Source organism: Chthoniobacter flavus Ellin428 (genome assembly GCF_000173075.1).
Classification (GTDB): domain Bacteria; phylum Verrucomicrobiota; class Verrucomicrobiia; order Chthoniobacterales; family Chthoniobacteraceae; genus Chthoniobacter; species Chthoniobacter flavus.
The window spans coordinates 470,793-487,924 of the sequence record NZ_ABVL01000003.1; the positions used below are offsets into that span (position 1 = coordinate 470,793).

Genomic DNA, 17,132 nt, shown 5'->3' on the forward strand with positions numbered 1-17,132 from the left:
TGCTTCCGGGTGAGGAGGTAAGAGCGCAAGGCGGCAAGTTGCCGGATCTCGCTGAGCAGTCGAATTCGCTCCCCAGCCGTACGACAATAGGGCAAGCTGGCCCGCTTGCGGCTGATGACTATGCTGAGGGGAACATAGGACATACCGAGAAGTGACACCTGATTGTCACCGTCCGCAATTAAAAGTTTATTTAGGAAAGGGGGTATACGTATTTTCGCGCATTACGCGAAACAAGACCCGAGTCGCTACCGGGTCGTGACGATCTGAATCGCCGAATTTCCTTGTTGCCCGCAAATACGCCCGATAGCGGAGGGGCGTGGACGTTGCCCCTCCTCCTCTGCCGCCGGCGCGGATCTCTGGATTTCTGCTGGTCTCCCTTGTCTTCGCCATCCTCGCCGTGGCCGTCACCGCCGCGCTTTGCACTACGGAGGATTGGGTGCCAGTGCCGTGGCAGCGGCTGGTGCTGGCCTTCATCGGCATCGGCGGCGCCGGCATGGCCCTGGTTTTCGGAGCGATCGTGTTGTTCGATCGCCGCAAGGGATGGCCGGTCGCCATTTTCGTTGCTGTCATCAGCATCGCCGTCTTTTGTTTTCTCATACCGCAGTTACCCCGGACGCTGAACGGCATGATCGGCCCGGTCGGATTCAAAATGCCGGACGGCATGGTCCAGGCGAACGAGCCAATCATCCACGGCAAAAACGTCCCCACCGCCGCGCAGGCGCGGCCGCTGCTCGTGGCGTGGGGCGAAGAAGCGATGGTCCGCCCCTATGAGGAACATGGGCACCACAACGCGAAGTGGGACGAGCTCGCCCGGCAGTTCATCCGCGGCATGGCGCTCGAATTCTGCGGCACCTATCCGCGCCCCGGATTGGAGGAACTGCGCCCGCTCGCCGCGGAACTGAAACGCCGGGGCTGTGACGACCCGTGGGTCCTTTTTCTCGTTCGCGGACTCAGCGACAACGACCCCGATTTCCCGGACGCCATGCGCGCCGCCGCGAAAACGCTGATCGATGCCAATTACGCCCCCTTCCCCCTGTGGCTTGCCCACGCGGAAACGGCGCGTCCGGAGTTCGAGGAGGGCCCACCTCCCAAGGACAAAGCCGATCCCGCCGGCCTGGAAGCGCTGCGCGCGGCGCTGACCGCTCAACCGCTGAAGCAAGGCGCGCTCGAAGCATGGCTGAGCATCTTTACCCAGGAACCGGGCCGCAGCGTTTTGCAGCGGGAAGGCGATGAAGTCTGCCAGGCGCTCGAGTCGATCCCCGGCATGCCCGAGTGGTTTTCCCTCACCGTGCGTGGCCGCATGGAGATCGATCGCGCTTGGGCAGCGCGCGGAAATGCCTGGGCAAATAGCGTGAGCGGCGAGCAGTGGCGGCTGTTCAGCGAGCATCTGCAACTGGCTCGCGAAGCCCTGGAGCGCGCCCACAAGCTCGCGCCCAATGAACCCGAACCCACGCGGGCCTTGATCACCGTGGAACTCGGCTCGACCAACCTCATCTCGATGCGCCGGCGCTTCAACGCGGCCGTGGCCAACCGCTTCGATGATCTCAATGCTTACGAGTCGTTCCGCGCCGGCCTGTTGCCCCGTTGGTTTGGCAGCGAAGAGGCGATGCTCGGTTTCGGTCGCACCTGTCTCGCCACCGAGCGTTTCGACACCGCCGTGCCGTGGCAGATGCTGCGGGCCGTCCGCGCCGTGGCCGAAGAGCGGGACCATCCAGACCGCTATTACACTTCCGACGACGTGCCCTGGCGCGATCTGAATATCATGTTCAATGGTTACCTGGCCCACGACGGCCCGGAGTCGAAAAGCTATGTGCTTTCGACCAAGCTGGTCCTGGTCGCGAAAGCCGGGCACGACAACGACGTGGCCAGGCTGCTGAAAGAACTCAATTACAAAGTCGACCCTAGAGCGGTCGATGATTGGCATCTTCCTCGCCACTGGGTCGGCGGCATGGCCGCCCTGAGCGGCCCCGCCAAGGATCTCGTCTCGGCTGCCCAAGACCTGCACGAGGGCGCGCCCGAGCAGGCCCTGCAAAAGCTGCTCGCCGCCCAGAAGATCGGTGGCCAGCCCCCGGCAGCGCTGGAGTACATTCGGAATTCCATCGCGGAATTGCAGGCGATCATCGCCCTGCGGAAAGCGCCGTGGCAATCTCTCACGCCGCCGCCGGATCTGGCCGGCTGGAAGAAAGAGAGCGGGCAATGGACGGCCAACCCCGCCACCGGGATCACCCAGTTTCAGCCCGACAAATCCGGCGCGCTGCTCACCCGTCTGGAGCCGATCGGCGATCAATGGGAATTGCGCGGCGAGCTCACCATGTTCAGCCCCGGCCCGGCCGAAATCGCGATCTTCTGCGGGCCGCCCGACGATCAAAAGCAACACAGCTTCTCCCTGCGATTTTGGACACAGGCCAACCGGACCTTGGGCATTTCATTGGCCCGCGGCTTCGGCGAGGACCCGGTCAGCAAACGCGACGAACTCAAGCGGCCGGTTTCTTTTCTCATCCGTCTGGAAAATGGCCGGCTCCTGGTGAAGTCCGACGACTATGAATGGTTCCTCGTCCAGCCGCTGCCGGAAGGCGTCACCCTCGACAAAAATTCCGTGCTCAGCATTGGTTCGGCGCGGGGCGGCTTCGCCGACCTGATGATCCGTAAATTGGAATTTCGTGCCGCCCATTCCGCGGCGCAATAATTGCAGTCTACCCAGCCCCTTCTCGATCCCCATGCTACCCGGTCACAGCGTAAAAACGAATATCGGTGTCTTCCTCGGCCTGGCCGTCGCGGCGGTCATCTATTACCAGCCTTTCGGTACGCTGTCCCCGGTGTACAACTACATCATCGCCGGCTTTGGACTCCTCGCTCACATCTGGGGCTGCTATAGCTATGTCATCGGCAAAGGGAAATCGCCGGTCCTGACCCTGATCGGGGTCGCCCCTCTCGCGCTCTTTCTTTCCGGGGTAATTCCCGGCTTTCATCCGCCCACCTATTGTGTCGTCCTCATCCCCATCGGCTTGCTCGTCCTGGTGCTGTTGGGCGACTCCACGGCGGCGGAACGTCGCCAGGCCTGGCGCTCCTCGCTGGCCATCAACCGGGACGCCAGGCAGGAGAACAGCGGAATGGGAATCATCGCCGTCGTGGCGGCGCTCGCCCTGGCTCTCGGGGGTTGGTACTATTATCACCAGAATCTTCCGGTAACCGAGCAAGAGGCGAGGAAGCAGGCCGTGGAACGTTATCCCGCGCTCGGGGTGCGCGATTCGGCCCTCAACCGGGAATTCATCGCGCGCTACAATCGGCTTCGGGCCACGAACAAGGATTATTTCAAGGACGCCGGCTGGCCCTTGAAGCTCGCCGCAGAAAGCCAGGCCGCCGTGGATCAGACCCAGGCGAAGCGGTAAGTTCCGGAAAAACCACCATTCCCCACCGCAAACTGCTTCCCCCATTTTCCCCATCGAGTAGGGTGCGGGAGTGAGTCTCATCCCGCCCGAAATCATCGAACAAGTCATTGCCGCCAATGACGTCGTCGACGTGATTGGCGGATATTTTCCGCTCAAGCGTTCGGGGCCGGTCTACAAGGCGATCTGCCCTTTTCATAACGAAAAGACTCCCTCTTTCACGGTCAATCCCCAGCGGCAGATCTTCAAGTGCTTCGGCTGTGGCGCCGGCGGCAACGTCCTCCGCTTCGTGATGAACTACGAAAACCTCGATTTCCTCGGCGCGGTCAAAAAGCTGGCCGAGCGCGCGGGGATCAAGATCGAGCAGACCGAACTGAGCGCAGAACAGGCCGCGGAGTATTCGATGCTCCGCCGGTTGCTCGCCCTGCACGCCGAGGCGGCCGACTTTTTCCACTGGCACCTCATGAAGAAGCCCTCGGCGCAGATCGCCCGGGACTATCTCAAGAGCCGCGGCATCGGGGCGGATGTCGCCCGCGCCTGGAAGCTGGGCTACGCGCCGGATGAATGGGACGCCATGCGGGACTTCGCCGACTCACGCGGCTTTTCCGATGAGGAACTGGTGGCCAGCGGCCTGGTGAAATTGCGCGATGAGGAGAACCCACGCAGTGAGTTCTACGATCGCTTCCGGGCGCGGGTCATGTTCCCCATTTGCAAGGACACCGACGAGGTCATCGCCTTCAGCGGACGCGTCCTCCAGGCGGATGCCAAGGCGGCGAAATACGTCAACTCGCCCGAGACCATGCTTTTCAAGAAGGGCGCGGTGCTCTTCGGCCTGAACAAATCGAAGCGCGCACTGATCGAAGCGAAGTCCGCCATCGTCTGCGAGGGGCAGCTCGACCTCATCACCGCCTTCGAGCACGGGGTGCAAAACGTGATCGCCCCGCAGGGAACCGCCTTTACCGAGAAACAGGCGCACATCCTCAAGCGCTTCGTCGAGGAGGTGGTGCTGTGCTTCGATGCGGATGTCGCCGGCGAAAAAGCCGCGGAACGTTCGCTGGCCTCCCTGCTTGCCGAAAATCTTCTCGTCCGCGTGGCCGGCATGCCGCAGGGCGAAGACCCGGACTCGATGATCCGCGGCAAAGGCGCCGACGCCTTTCGCGAGCAGATCGCAGGCGCCAGGGACTTCTTCGATTACCAATTGGATCGCATGGTCGCCGGCCCCGACTTCAACACGCCCCGGGGAAAAATGCAGGCGGTCCGCAAAATGGCCGAATTCATCAGCCTCATTCGCGATTCCGTCCTGCGCGAAACGGTCATGAACCGCGTGACCCAGCGCCTGGAGATCTCCGCCCAGGAGTTTGTCCGGCTACTCAAGGCTCCCCCTTCCAAGACCCCCGACCCTCTTTCCACCGTTACCGCAACCGCCCCACCGGACCCCTTCGCCGAAGACTCGACCATCCGCCTGCTGGCCACCGTCGCCCTGCGGGACGCCGCCGCCCGCGAATGGCTGCTCGCCGAACCGTGGGACAGTGTGCTGCGGGATCAACTGGATGCCGAGTTGCTGGTCAAAATCCTCCGCGCCGACATCCAGCCCGACGACGACGCCTCCGTGCACGTTTTCATGACCACCCTCAGCGCCACCGAGGAAGCGGCCATCTCCGGTCTACTGGAGGAGAAAATGCTGGCGCATCCCATGACCATCGTTCATGACTGCTGGCGCGAATTGGAACGCCGTAAAATCCGTCATCGCGTCGAAGCCACTCAAGCCCGCCTCCGCACCCCGGATTTGCCGGATACAGAAAGAGCGGAAATGCTAAAAGAAATCCTTGACCTGCAAAAACGGCTCCTCGATATTTCGCGGCCTTTGTCCCCGCCTCTTTAAATGTACCAAGGCATTTAAAGTAGCGGGGTTTGTCAGTCTATATTCACAGCGCGGGTATGCCCAAATCTATTAAGAAAGTTTCCAAACCGTCGAAATCCGCCGTCAAGAAACCGCAAAGCCCGAGGAAGGATAAGCAGCCGGTCTCGAAGAAGGGCAAACCGACCACGGTGAACAAGGCCAAGCCGGAACGCAAGATCAGCAAGGCCGCGAAAGCGACCAAAGCTCCGGCCAAGCACGTTTCGAAGAAAGCGGAGCCGAAAAAGAAAGCGGACACCAAGAAGCCGGAACCGAAGAAGGTCGAAGCCAAGGAGAAGGAAGTCCACGGCAAGAACGGCAAGACCGCCAAGCCGGTGAAGGAAGAAGCTTCCAAGTCCGCCGCAACCGGCAAAGGCGCCAAAGCCGTCGCCCCAGCCTCCTCCCTCATCAGCGTGATCGACCAGCCGGACGTGCAGGAAAAGCTGCGCGAACTGATCAAGCTGGCCAAGGAGCAGGGCTATCTCACTTTCGACGACCTCAACGAGGCGTTGCCGGACAACGTCAACGACCCCGACGAGATGGAGACGATCATGAATCGTCTGCGCTCGATGGAAATCGAGATCATCGAGGCGTCGGACGTCGATCGCTTCAAAGACGGCAAGAAAGCCGACGACCAGGAAGAGGAAGAAGAGAAGCCCGAGGCCAAGCTCGACATCCTCGACGACCCGGTCCGCATGTATCTCAAGCAGATGGGCCAGGTCCCGCTGCTCACCCGCGAGCAGGAAGTGGAGATTTCCAAGCGCATCGAAGACGCCGAGCTCAACGTGCAGAAGCACATCAACCGCTTCGGCTTCATCGCCCGCGCCTACCTCGACCTAGCCCACAAGCTGCAGGAAGGCCGCGAGCGTTTCGACCGCGTCATCCTCGACAAGAAGATCGAGAGCCGCGAGCGCTACATGAAGGCGCTGCCCAAGCTCTGCGCCCAGCTCGACGCCGCCGCGCAGAATTGCGCCAACGCCTACAAGAGCTACGTCGCCCACGGCGGCAAGAACCACGACACCAAGTCGTACACCGATTTCAAGAAGGCCCACGACGCCATCCAGCGCATCTATCCGAAGTTCTTCTTCAAGCAGAAGGTCACCGAGGAATTCGTGCATCTGGCCGATGAAGCGCACCGCCTCGTCTCCCAGTGGACCGAGGAGCTGAACAAACCCAAGAAAAAGGCCGCCGGCAGCCACGCGCATCATCACGCTCCCATCGATTACGGCGCGAAGCTGAAGGATCAGCAGATGCGCACCTGGCTGAGCCCCGAGGAATTCCAGGAGGAATACAAGGAGCTCAAGGTGTGGCTGAAGAAGGCGCTCAAGGCCAAGACCGAGATGGTCGAGGCGAACCTGCGTCTCGTGATCTCGATCGCGAAGAAATACACCAACCGCGGCCTCTCCTTCCTCGACCTCATCCAGGAAGGCAACATGGGCCTCATGAAGGCGGTCGAGAAGTTCGAGTATCGCCGCGGCTACAAGTTTTCGACCTACGCCACGTGGTGGATTCGCCAGGCGATCACCCGTTCCATCGCCGATCAGGCGCGCACCATCCGTATCCCGGTGCACATGATCGAGACGATCAACAAGCTCATGCGCGTGCAGAAGCAGCTCGTGCAGGATTACGGCCGCGAGCCCACCCCGGAAGAGGTGGCCGACGAAATCCAGCTCCCCGTCGAGCGCGTCCGTGCGGTGCTCAAGATGGCGCAACAGCCCATCTCGCTCCAGTCGCCCGTCGGCGAGAGCGACGACACCAGCTTTGGCGATTTCATCGAGGACAAGGGCGCCGAAAACCTCTCCGACATGACCGCGATCGTTCTCCTCAAGGAGAAGATCAAGGACGTGCTCGAGACCCTCACCGAGCGTGAGCGCCAGGTGCTCGAACAGCGCTTCGGCCTCGTGGACGGCTACAGCCGCACGCTGGAAGAAGTCGGCCGCCAGTTCAAGGTCACCCGCGAACGCATCCGCCAGATTGAAGCCAAGGCCCTGCGCAAGATGCGGCACCCGACGCGTATCCGCCAGCTCGAAGGCTTCCTCGAAGCGCACGAGAACTAAGAGTTCCCGTTTAGCATTCTCCTCTTCCGTCATCCTGATCTCGCGACAGCGGGATCAGGATGACTGCTTTTTGGGGGGCGGCACAGAAAAAATAGCGCCACAACCTGCGCGCGCTGCATTTAAATCAACATGCGGCATCAACGGAACATTTGTGATATGAGTCCTGTTCCCTGATGCAATCCGGCCAAATCATTGCCATGGGTGGAGGCGGTTTTTCCATGGAACCGGACAATCTCCGCCTCGACCGTTTCGTCCTCGAAAAAGCGCGCAAGCCCAACCCCGTGGTCTGCTTCGTCCCCACGGCCAGCGGCGATGCGCAAGATTACATCGGTCGCTTTTACGACGCTTTTCGCCGGCTGCCCTGCCAGCCGCGACATCTCTCCATGATCCGGCCACCGTGGGATCTCCCGGCCTTCATCGCCGAGTGCGATGTCATCTACGTCGGTGGCGGAAACACGCGCAACTTGCTGGCTATCTGGCGCGAATGGCAACTCGATGCGATGATGCGTCATGCTTGGGAAAATGGCACTGTCCTCGCGGGACTCAGCGCGGGCGCGATTTGCTGGTTCGAACACGGCCTCACCGATTCCGCCGGTCCACTCCTCCCCATCCGCTGTCTCGGACTCCTCGCAGGAAGTTGCGCGCCGCACTTCGATGGCGAAGCCGGCCGCCGGCCCGCTTTTCACACGTTCATCCGGGACGGAAAACTCCCGCCCGGCTACGGGCTCGATGATGGAGCTGCGCTTTATTACGTCAGAACCGAGGTTGCCGAAATCGTTTCCTCGCGACCACAGGCGCGAGCCTTTCGTATTCGGCCCAACAACGGCGACACGGTCGAGGAACCGATCCTGCCCCGGTTGCTGCCGGCTTAAGAAGGTGGACCAAAATCGGGTGAACGGAATTTTGACCACGGATTACGGGCATGTAGTCATTCAAGTTTTTTGTTGGGAAGTTTTTCGTTTCTCCTTTCTGTCGCCGAAGGCGACGCCTGGAAGTTCCCCCCAAACGCCGCCGCGGCGAGCGGCGCGGGGTTTGGGGGCGCGCAGCCCCCATCAGCCCGGGCGCGCTAAGTGGCGGAGGGTTGCAGGAAGCGCTTTTGCAGTTCGAGTAAGCAGGGCTTCAATTGGGCTGGCAGTCCGAGTTGCACGCGCAGGCTCTTGCCCAGAGTGACGGCCAGTTTGTGCAGCTTAAGGGTCACGCTTTTGCTCGTTTCCAGAGCTTGCGGTGGATGGTCCGAGAGGACGTGCCAGACCTGAACCAACAGCTTGCGAGCCACCGCGGCCACGGCAATGTGGCGATGTCCTTTGCGGGCAAAGAGCTTCCAGCCCCATTGGCCCAGCGTGGTCTGAGCTCCGGCGCGCAGCACCGCCTGCGCTCCTTGGATGAGCAGGTGGCGCAGATCGCCGCGCCCTCGCCGGCCCACCCCCAGCTTGATGCGCTTGTCCTTGCCGCTGTCGCGCTGACCAGGGTTGAGCCCCACGTAGGCCACCAGCTTTTCCGGGCCGCTAAAGCGACGCACGTCGCCGATGATCGCCAACAGGGCAAAGGCATTGATCAGACCGATGCCCAGCAGTTTCAAACAACGCAGCATCCGCGGCTCATTGGCCACTTCCTGGGCGATCCGCCGCTGCCACTGCTGGCGGCGCTTTTGCTCGTAGTCGACCTGGGCAAAGTAATCGGCCAGCAACTCGCGCTGCAGATCTGACCAGGCGCGTTGCCCCAAGACCCACTGCCGGGTGCTCGCCAGGTGCAGCCCTCGTTTGCCCAGACGGATGGCAAACTGGTTGAGATAGCTCTTGAGGGCATTGACCGCGGCCGTGTGATTGGTCACCGCCATTTGATGGGCGTGGAGCAATTGCCGGCGTTGGCTGCTGAGTTCGTCAGGCACCCAGACACACGGCGCATTGCCCGCCAGGTAGACCAACACCATGCGGGCCGCCGCCATCCGGTCATTGTCCGCATAGGTCTTGGCCTGTCTACCCACATGGCAGCTTTCCAGCACCACGGCTTGCCGCCCCAAGGCCAGCAGACGATGGTGGATGGCAAAGCTGTTGGAGCCGGCTTCCAAAAGGAAGAGATCCTCCGGCGTAAACTCCGCTTCCACCCAAGCCAGCAATTGCTCCAGGCTGAGGCGATCGCGGGCCCCTACCTTGCGGGCGTCATGCGGTGTCTGCCCCACAAAGACCGCCGCCGTGTAGGTATCCGGGTGGCAGTCCAGGCCGATGATCCGCCCCTGCTTGGGCGGCTTCGGTGCCGTATAAAGTTCGACCTCCGGAGGTGGCGTCGGCTCCGGCGGCTTTGGTTTCTTCGTTGTCGAGGGTGTGTTCTTTTTCAGTGGTCGCTCTCCAGTTTCTTGGTTAAGAGTCAGGGCAACCGGCGCTGGCAGCCAATCTGGATTGGTCCACGGACGGAAGTTGGCATTCAGGCATTCGGGGTCTTGTCGCCCCACGAGGGTGCCTTCCGCCTCGGTTCAATCACGGATAGGAGCAGTTAGCTCAGCGCAATCATCGAACCTTGGGACCTTCGGCCACCAGTGCGTGTTGCAAGCACTCACGGGTTCCGCCAGGGACGTTGCACCAAACCTTTCGGTCTGCACAGCGCCGGTTGCTGAATGACTTCATGCCATCACGGATTGCACGGATTGCACAAGTCTGCGCCGCTCCTCTCATCCGTGAACCCGTAATCCGTGGTCAAAAACTCCTTTTGTCCGACATTCGGTACACTCTCTAAGAGACTGTAAAAAAAGGGCCCGCGAATCACGCGAATGACACGGATGGGGTTTCTTTCATTCGCGTTATCTGTGTAATTCGCGGGCCTAAGACCTCACTGGCGATTTCTTTCACACTCTCTAAGAGAGCGGCATAAGATTGCCGGTCGTCCGAGGAGAACAGCGGGATTCTTTTTTCAAAAAAAGCATCCGCCGTGTCCAAACGTGCGCACTCCATTCGTCTTCATGATGAAGCCATGAACATCGAACTGACAACCACGATAGACGACGGAGCGGAGGTCCGGCAGATGATGTCCGCGTGGACCGACTCGTTGTTGCGTTTGCGTTCACGGCCCGCGCGCCCATCGCGGCGGGACGAGTGGCAGTTCACCGCCGCCTCCGCCCACGAAGCGCAGAAGAGCGCGGTCGGGCGGGCGGCGAATAGCGTGAACTAGGCTGTGTTCGCGAAGCCTACATAGTCTCACCCTGGCGACACCTCAGCTGCACCGCGCGCTTCGCGTTTTCGGGATTTCATGTCTGCCAAAACCGTTTCAGTGCGGGGCAGGAGAGGGCATTGCGGATTGATCTGCCGCGCGGTAGTGAAATAACGCTCTGCCGCGGCCAACTCGTCCTGCCGAGCTTCGGCCATGGCTAGCGTGCACAAGCATTCGGCTCGGCTTCCAGGCGGTTGATTCGGCGCATTCGCGCTCGCCCGCAGCAACGGCAGCGCCTCGTCCAATCGATTGAGGGCGAGAAGGACGACCCCGCGGGTGTTTTTCAAAGCTGGGTGCCATGGGATAGCGGCAAGCGCTTCTGTGGAATATCGATCCGCCTCGTCGAACAAGGCTGGGTCTTCGAGAAGGGCGTCGAGGTAGGCGATGTTGTTCAAGACCATGAGCCGCCGGACATGCTGCGGGGGAATTTCCGCCAGGAGTTCAACGGCGGTAGACCTCGCTGCTTGATATTCACCGATCGCGATCAGTGTCGCGACATAGGATTCACGCAACCGGATATTTTTTGGAAATTCCGCGAGACCGCGGTCCAGCCACCCGCGGCCTTCTGCGAAGCGCCCTTGTTCGATGCATGCGCCTGCCTCCATGCAGAACCAGCCGACGTGGGTTTCCTCGAGGATCTCCGACCGCTTTTTGCTGGAGAGGAGCTGCAGCAAAAAGAGGCCGTCAGACCGCTTGGTACCAATCTCCTTCTGGTAGGTACGCGGCCAGAGGCTAAGGAAAACTGTAATGAAATTCGCCAGGCCCAGGACGAACCAGCCATTGAATGCATCGGAGGTGTATGGGGCGGAGATCGGGTCCTTGATGAACAAAGCGGCGAGGCCCACCAGGGCGACATTCGCTAGCGGCGCGGCGGCGATGAAAAAGAGATGCTTCCAGGGAGTTCGCTCCAACTGACGTGGGGCTCCGAAGGTAAGGCCGCTGAACGGAAAGGCCTTAGCCTCAACGTCGAAACCCAAAAGGGCGCCGCGCCACCACGTGCGGCCGGAGCCGACGATCACACGAAAGATTCGGAAACCAACCAGGCGCCCAGCGAAGGCGTGCGAGAATTCATGTACGGTGACGGCGATGATGAAACAGATGTCCAGCCACACGAGATTCAAAAGAAGCCAGCCAAAGGAATCGTGTGGGTGAGATGCGCACGCTGAGCGCGCCCATGGCGGCCATCCCGGCCATCCACCACCAGCGGTTGCGCTGGTTTTGCCGATGTCTCGTCGCCCAGCAAGTAGGGCAGTAATAGCGAAAGTCCTTGCGAAACGAACGCGGCTCGCGACGGAACAGATCCGCGCGCACGGTAGTGAGGCCGCAATCGCTGCAGCGGGCTCCTTCCTCCGGTTTGCTCACGATTCGAGCCGGGCGAGGAATTCGTGGGCGAGGGACTGGAAGGCGGCGGCGCCGCTGGCGCTCGAGTCGTGGAGGGCAATGGGTTTCGCTTCCATCGGCGCCTCGGCGAGCTTGATGTTTTCCGGGATGAACGTGTCGAAGAAATGGAGCTTCTTCAGGCCTTTGTCGGCGCGCAGTTTCTCCATCGTCTCCGCGTGATAGCGCAGCCAGTGACGCACGCGAGTGAAGACGATGCCGAGGCAACGGATCTTGAACTCGAGCTCTTTTTTCAAATAGCCGAGCCGATCCTGGAGCAAGCCGAGGCCGATGGAGCTGAGAAAATCCGGTTGCATGGGGATGCAATACCAATCGCTGGCGTAGAGCGCGTTTTGCGTCCCGGTCATGAGGTTCGGCGCGCAATCGCAGAGGATGAGATCGTAGTCTTCGAGCACCTTGTCGAGCTTGCGGCTGAAGATGCGCTCGCGTCCCGGCCGGGCGGCGAGGTCGAGGTCGAGAAAGGTGAGCGAGAGATGTGAGGGGATGAGATCGAGATTCGGGATCTCGGGCACGACATCGCGGATGATGCAGTCCTTCAGTTTCGCGTGCTCGGCGTGTCTTTTCTTCCACTGCACCTCGAGGATGTCGGCCATGGTGCCGTGCTCCTTCTGCCAATCCTCCCACGCCTTGTCGCTCATGAGGGAGAGAGAGGCGTTGGTCTGCGGGTCGAAATCGACGAGCAGCACCCGTTTGCCATGATCGCGCGCGAGATAGGTGGCCACGTTCACGGCGCAAGTCGTTTTGCCGACCCCACCTTTCATGTTGATGAAGGAGATGACTTTGGCTTTCGACATGGCGTGATCCTTTCGGGCGATGGCGGGTGGCGGAGTTCGCGTGGAGGCTAACGGACTGCTAACGCCATGTCAGCGCGAAAGTTCGAGACCTTGCCCATTGCCGGACGCGCGCTGGTTGGCTCGCACTTGCTTCCAAGCTAACGATGATGCTCGTTCAATTGGCGCGTTTCCTTCTCGATCCTGGCACGGATTATCTTGAGGTCTTTCAATACGTGACTCTCGTCCGCCTTGGAGGCCGTCTGCGTTGAAGTCTGGGTAGTCGTTTCGGTATTTGTCCTGGCCGTCGGTGCGGGCGTTGGCTTGCGCTCCATGGTCACTCGGTTTACCAGCAGACGATCCCCCTCGCGGAGATAATGGATCGTGACGGGGTCGCCCGGCTGGATGACTTCGCGCCCCACGGGCTTGCCCGTGTTGTCGACACAGTCGACCTTTTTGGCGAAGCTGAACTGGACGGGTTCGGTGACGTCTTCTGCAAGGATGATCCCGCTATCGGGACGCCATACCGCCACGATGCCTTTTACATCGCTCGGAGCGGGCTTTTCCTGCACCGCGGCCTGGCCGTAGCCTGCCGGTGAAAACAGCAAGGCCAACGCGATGATTGCGGGAATCCATCGTAGACTCTTCATGACTGAAGCTTCTCTCGAAAGCAGTATCCGATTCGGATATGGCGCGGCCGATGGCCGTTTGTCGGCGAGCGCTCCTTCGCCGCGGGATTATCCCCCAGCCACGATCCGAACCACTTCGACGCAGTCGCCTTCTGTCAGCAAACGCATCGGCCATTCGTCACGGCGCAGGGCGAGGCCGTTGTGCTCCGCGAGAATGGCGGGGGCGGGCAGGCCAAGCTCGTCGATGAGCTCGGCGACATTCCGCGCGCGCGTGAGCTCGCGCGGTTCTCCATTCACCGTGATCTTCATGCCACCGCCACGACTTCTGCGGAGTGCGCCGCGGCATCGAGAATGGCGCGGTCCCAATCCTTCCACACCGGCTCGAATCCACGCGCGCGGATGAAGTCGGCGACTTCGCGCGGCGAGCGGGTGTCGGAGATTTCGAATTGTCCCGTCGCGCCCTCGGCTTCGGAATCCACGGGAGCCATGATTTTTCCGCGCACGGTGAGATGCAGATCGTTTCGGCCCTGGCCGGTGTAACCGCCGGGCTCGGTGTGGCTGCCGGCGCTCATCATGGTGATGCCCAGCGGCAACAACGCATCGCGCAAGGGCGCGGGCTCCCGGGTGCTGAGCACGATGCCAACCTGCGGGAAGCAAAGGCGTAGCGCGCAGATGAGTTGGATGAATTCGCGGTCCGCCACGGGATGCGTCGGCGTGAACTCGCCCGCGCATGGCCGCAGCCGCGGCAGGCTCACCGTGAATTGCGCCTTCCAGCAGGTGCGCAGCAGATGCTCGAGATGTGCCGCCAGGGCCCGTGCTTCGGTGCGCCATTCCGCCAGGCCGAGCAATGCGCCCACGCCGATGCGCCGGAAGCCACCGGCATAAGCGCGCTCCGGACAGGCGAGGCGCCAATCGTAATCTTTCTTCGGCCCAGCAGTGTGCATGGCCGCATAGACCTCGCGGTCATACGTTTCCTGATACACCACGAGCCCCTCGGCGCCCGCGCCGGCCAGCGCGGCGTATTCCGGTGTTTCCATCGGCGCGACTTCCAGCGAGATGCTCGGGATCTCCGCAACGAGCGCGCGCACGCAGTGTTCGAGGTAGCCATTCGAGACGAATTTCGGGTGCTCGCCGGCGACGAGCAGGATGTTGCGAAAACCTTCCTTCGCCAGATGCCGTGCCTCCTTCACCACGGACTGCACATCGAGGGTCACGCGCAGGATGGCGTTATCGCGCGAGAAGCCGCAGTAGGCGCAATTGTTGATGCACTCGTTGGAGAGATAAAGCGGGGCGAAGAGCCGGATCGTCTTGCCGAAATGCTGCCGGGTCAGTGCCGCCGATTCCCGGGCCAGCGTCTCGAGCTGGGCGTCGGTCTTCGGCTCGAGTAGCGCGGCGAATCGGCGCAGCACGGGCGAAGCAGGGGCGGAATGAGGAGCGGCAGGCGTCATGTCAGGGACATGCAATATGTGGGCTCGCGCCAGTCTTGTAAATAGGCCGGGCTACGGCAGGGTGGTTGGCCGATGGAGACTGTCGTTCTATTTTACCACGTCCTGGTGCTCGCCGGGCTGCTTTTCGCGCTCGGCATGGTGATCGCAAACCTGGCCTGCTTTCGCGGTTTGCACGCAGTGAAAGAGCCTTCCGCGGAGGAAGCTCCGCTGGTTTCGATCCTCGTGCCGACGCGCAATGAGGCGCTGAATATCGAGGCCTGTGTCGGCTCGCTGCTGGAGCAGGATTATCCGCGTTTCGAATTGATCGTGCTCGACGATCACTCCGAGGACGGCACGGGTGAGATCGTGCGCCGCCTGGGCTTGCAGGAAAGCGGGGACCGGCGCGTGATCTCCGGCGAGCCGCTGCCGGCCGGTTGGACGGGCAAGGGTTGGGCGTGTCATCAGCTTTCGCTGGCGGCGCGGGGCGAGTTTCTCTTTTTCACCGATGCCGATACCACGCATGGGCCGGGCACCGTGGCGGCCAGCCTGGCGGCCGCGTCCGAATATCGCGCCGATCTCCTTTCCGCCTGGCCGCGGCTTGTGACGGTGACCCTGGGCGAAAAGCTGATCATCCCCATGATCCTTCTTCTTGGGATGTCCTTGTATCCGCATTGGCTCGTGTTGCTGCTGCAAAAGTTTCCGCGCGTCGCGAAATATCTGCCCGCGGTCGTGCGCAAGGGGCTGGGCGCGGCGAATGGCCAGTTCATGTTCTTCACCCGCGCCGGTTACGATCGCATCGGCGGCCACGCCGGGTTGCACGATCACCTCGTGGAAGACGTGGCGCTCGGCCGCGCGGTGACGGAACGCATGGGCGAGGGGATGCGATTGTTGAACTGCGAGTCGCTCGATTTCTCCACGTGCCGGATGTACCGCTCATTCGGCGAAACGTGGGAGGGCTTCACGAAAAACATGCGCGCGGCGTTTGAGGATTCGCTGGCCGGTTTTCTCTTCATCGGCATCACGCACTGCTGCTGCTTCCTGCTGCCGTTCGTCTTGGTCTTTACCGCGCACTCGGTCTCGGTGTGGCTGCTGGTCATCGCCCAGATTCTCACCATCGGCCTGATCCGCCTCATTCTCACCGCGCGTTTCCGCACTTCCTGGCTGGGCTTCCTGCTGCATCCCGTGGGCGAAGTGCTCGCCCTCAGCATCGGTCTGAATAGCTGGCGGCGCATGGCTTCGACAGGCGTGCAATGGAAGGGGCGCGTGTATCAATCGAGTCGTGGAATTCAGGCGAAGTGAGTTTTGGGCGTCCTCGTATTAATTCGGCTTATGGTCGCCCTCGGAAGAGCCCGTCACATCTTCGTTTCCCTCTGTGGCTTGCAATTTCGCGGAATTCCAGCAACGTGAGCGTCTGATGCAATTGACGCTTCTTAAGTCGAAAATACACCGAGCTACTGTTACCGGAGCCAGCCTGCACTACGAAGGCAGCATGACCATTTCGCGCGATCTCGCCGAGCGCGTGGGGCTCCTTCCCTACGAAAGGATCCTCATCGGCAACATGGCCAACGGAGAGCGTTTCGAGACTTATGTCATCTACGGCGATGCCGGCACCGGCCAGATCCAGCTCAATGGCGCCACCGCGCACCTCGGGAAGATCGGCGATCGCGTCACCATCATGAATTTTGGATCTTATACCCCCGATGAGGCCGCAAACCACAAGCCGCGCGTAGTCGTTCTCAACGAGAAGAACGAGATCGTTCGCTACGAAGCCGGTCACTCCCCCGAAGAACTGCAGGTCGTTGCTTAACCCTAATTTTTATGGATACAAAAATCTTTCACAGTGAGTTTGCCTACGGGTTTTACTTCGGGTGCATTTTTCTGGTCATCACCTGCTACAATTACCTGAAATTGAAGAGTGAGCTTTCGCGCTTTCGCCGTCACCTCAGCGACAAGCTGGAGATCGAGGCCGACACGATGAAGAAGATCAAGGCCGAGCAGGAAGCTCTGCGCAAGGAGAACGAAACGCTGCGCGTGAAAGTCAATGCGCTCAACGAAATCCCCGACCGCAAGCTCCAGCGCGATCTCGAAGTCTACGCCCGCGCCGAGAAGCGCATGCTCATTAATGCGCCCGGTTTTGCCCCCGCGTGGGAGACCGCCAAGAGCGACGCCCATACCGAATTGGCCGAGGAAGAAGCCGGCCGTCAGGCGCCGAAGCGCATCTTTGCCCGCCTCTTCGGCGGCGGCAATTCCACGACCGCGGCGCTTCCAGGTCGCGAGAATGGCACCCATATCGCCGAAAGCGAACCGGCCAAATCGACCGCGGACCACTAGGTCCCGTCGGCGTGACAGCCGATCATGTCGTCTACG

Annotated in this window: 15 protein-coding genes; 9 read left to right on the forward strand and 6 right to left on the reverse strand. The window is 61.2% G+C overall.

The window, feature by feature from the left end:
- Positions 1–316: 316 nt before the first annotated feature.
- From CFE428DRAFT_RS07515 to CFE428DRAFT_RS07535, 5 genes are all read left to right on the forward strand, one after another.
- Positions 317–2,686 (forward strand): hypothetical protein, encoded by a 2,370-nt coding sequence (locus CFE428DRAFT_RS07515; RefSeq protein WP_006978892.1) that lies wholly within the window; start codon positions 317–319, stop codon positions 2,684–2,686.
- 31 nt (positions 2,687–2,717) lie between these two features.
- The gene (locus tag CFE428DRAFT_RS07520; protein ID WP_006978893.1) at positions 2,718–3,389 is read left to right on the forward strand and encodes a hypothetical protein; all 672 of its coding nucleotides are present in this window, start codon (positions 2,718–2,720) and stop codon (positions 3,387–3,389) included.
- A 70-nt stretch (positions 3,390–3,459) separates the two neighbouring features.
- A complete protein-coding gene (gene dnaG / locus CFE428DRAFT_RS07525; protein ID WP_006978894.1) occupies positions 3,460–5,268 on the forward strand; it encodes a DNA primase in 1,809 nt (602 codons plus the stop codon).
- 56 nt (positions 5,269–5,324) lie between these two features.
- The gene (gene rpoD, locus CFE428DRAFT_RS40745; RefSeq protein ID WP_006978895.1) at positions 5,325–7,340 is read left to right on the forward strand and encodes an RNA polymerase sigma factor RpoD; all 2,016 of its coding nucleotides are present in this window, start codon (positions 5,325–5,327) and stop codon (positions 7,338–7,340) included.
- A 173-nt stretch (positions 7,341–7,513) separates the two neighbouring features.
- Positions 7,514–8,212, forward strand: coding sequence for a Type 1 glutamine amidotransferase-like domain-containing protein (locus CFE428DRAFT_RS07535; RefSeq protein WP_006978896.1), 699 nt, complete (start codon positions 7,514–7,516; stop codon positions 8,210–8,212).
- 194 nt (positions 8,213–8,406) lie between these two features.
- Here the strand turns inward: CFE428DRAFT_RS07535 and CFE428DRAFT_RS37105 are convergent, their stop codons facing one another.
- On the reverse strand, positions 8,407–9,789 hold the full coding sequence (locus tag CFE428DRAFT_RS37105) for an IS110 family RNA-guided transposase (RefSeq protein WP_006978897.1): 1,383 nt from the start codon (positions 9,787–9,789) through the stop codon (positions 8,407–8,409).
- Between the two features lie 515 nt (positions 9,790–10,304).
- On the opposite strand from CFE428DRAFT_RS37105, the gene CFE428DRAFT_RS07545 reads away from it, so the two are divergent.
- The gene (locus tag CFE428DRAFT_RS07545; RefSeq protein ID WP_006978898.1) at positions 10,305–10,502 is read left to right on the forward strand and encodes a hypothetical protein; all 198 of its coding nucleotides are present in this window, start codon (positions 10,305–10,307) and stop codon (positions 10,500–10,502) included.
- A 26-nt stretch (positions 10,503–10,528) separates the two neighbouring features.
- Here the strand turns inward: CFE428DRAFT_RS07545 and CFE428DRAFT_RS07550 are convergent, their stop codons facing one another.
- From CFE428DRAFT_RS07550 to thiH, 5 genes are all read right to left on the reverse strand, one after another.
- Positions 10,529–11,653: a M50 family metallopeptidase gene (locus CFE428DRAFT_RS07550; protein WP_006978899.1), complete on the reverse strand. Its 1,125-nt coding sequence runs from the start codon at positions 11,651–11,653 to the stop codon at positions 10,529–10,531.
- Positions 11,654–11,899: 246 nt separating this feature from the next.
- Positions 11,900–12,733 carry a ParA family protein gene (locus tag CFE428DRAFT_RS07555; RefSeq protein WP_006978900.1) on the reverse strand — a complete coding sequence of 278 codons (834 nt, stop codon included), beginning with the start codon at positions 12,731–12,733 and terminating at the stop codon, positions 11,900–11,902.
- Positions 12,734–12,870: 137 nt separating this feature from the next.
- Positions 12,871–13,359 (reverse strand): hypothetical protein, encoded by a 489-nt coding sequence (locus CFE428DRAFT_RS07560; protein WP_006978901.1) that lies wholly within the window; start codon positions 13,357–13,359, stop codon positions 12,871–12,873.
- 87 nt (positions 13,360–13,446) lie between these two features.
- Entirely contained in the window at positions 13,447–13,647 is a 201-nt protein-coding gene (thiS, locus tag CFE428DRAFT_RS07565; protein WP_006978902.1) for a sulfur carrier protein ThiS, read from the reverse strand.
- Complete coding sequence (gene thiH, locus CFE428DRAFT_RS07570; RefSeq protein ID WP_006978903.1) at positions 13,644–14,786, reverse strand: 2-iminoacetate synthase ThiH; 1,143 nt, start codon at positions 14,784–14,786, stop codon at positions 13,644–13,646. Before thiH ends, thiS begins: the two co-directional genes overlap by 4 nt.
- Positions 14,787–14,858: 72 nt before the next feature.
- Here thiH and CFE428DRAFT_RS07575 point away from each other — a divergent pair, with 72 nt between their 5' ends.
- The 3 genes from CFE428DRAFT_RS07575 to CFE428DRAFT_RS07585 all read left to right on the forward strand — a co-directional run bounded on the left by CFE428DRAFT_RS07575 (position 14,859) and on the right by CFE428DRAFT_RS07585 (position 17,096).
- The gene (locus tag CFE428DRAFT_RS07575) at positions 14,859–16,064 is read left to right on the forward strand and encodes a glycosyltransferase family 2 protein (RefSeq protein ID WP_006978904.1); all 1,206 of its coding nucleotides are present in this window, start codon (positions 14,859–14,861) and stop codon (positions 16,062–16,064) included.
- A gap of 115 nt (positions 16,065–16,179) precedes the next feature.
- Positions 16,180–16,572 (forward strand): aspartate 1-decarboxylase, encoded by a 393-nt coding sequence (gene panD / locus CFE428DRAFT_RS07580; RefSeq protein ID WP_006978905.1) that lies wholly within the window; start codon positions 16,180–16,182, stop codon positions 16,570–16,572.
- 11 nt (positions 16,573–16,583) lie between these two features.
- The gene (locus CFE428DRAFT_RS07585; protein WP_006978906.1) at positions 16,584–17,096 is read left to right on the forward strand and encodes a hypothetical protein; all 513 of its coding nucleotides are present in this window, start codon (positions 16,584–16,586) and stop codon (positions 17,094–17,096) included.
- Positions 17,097–17,132 lie beyond the last annotated feature (36 nt).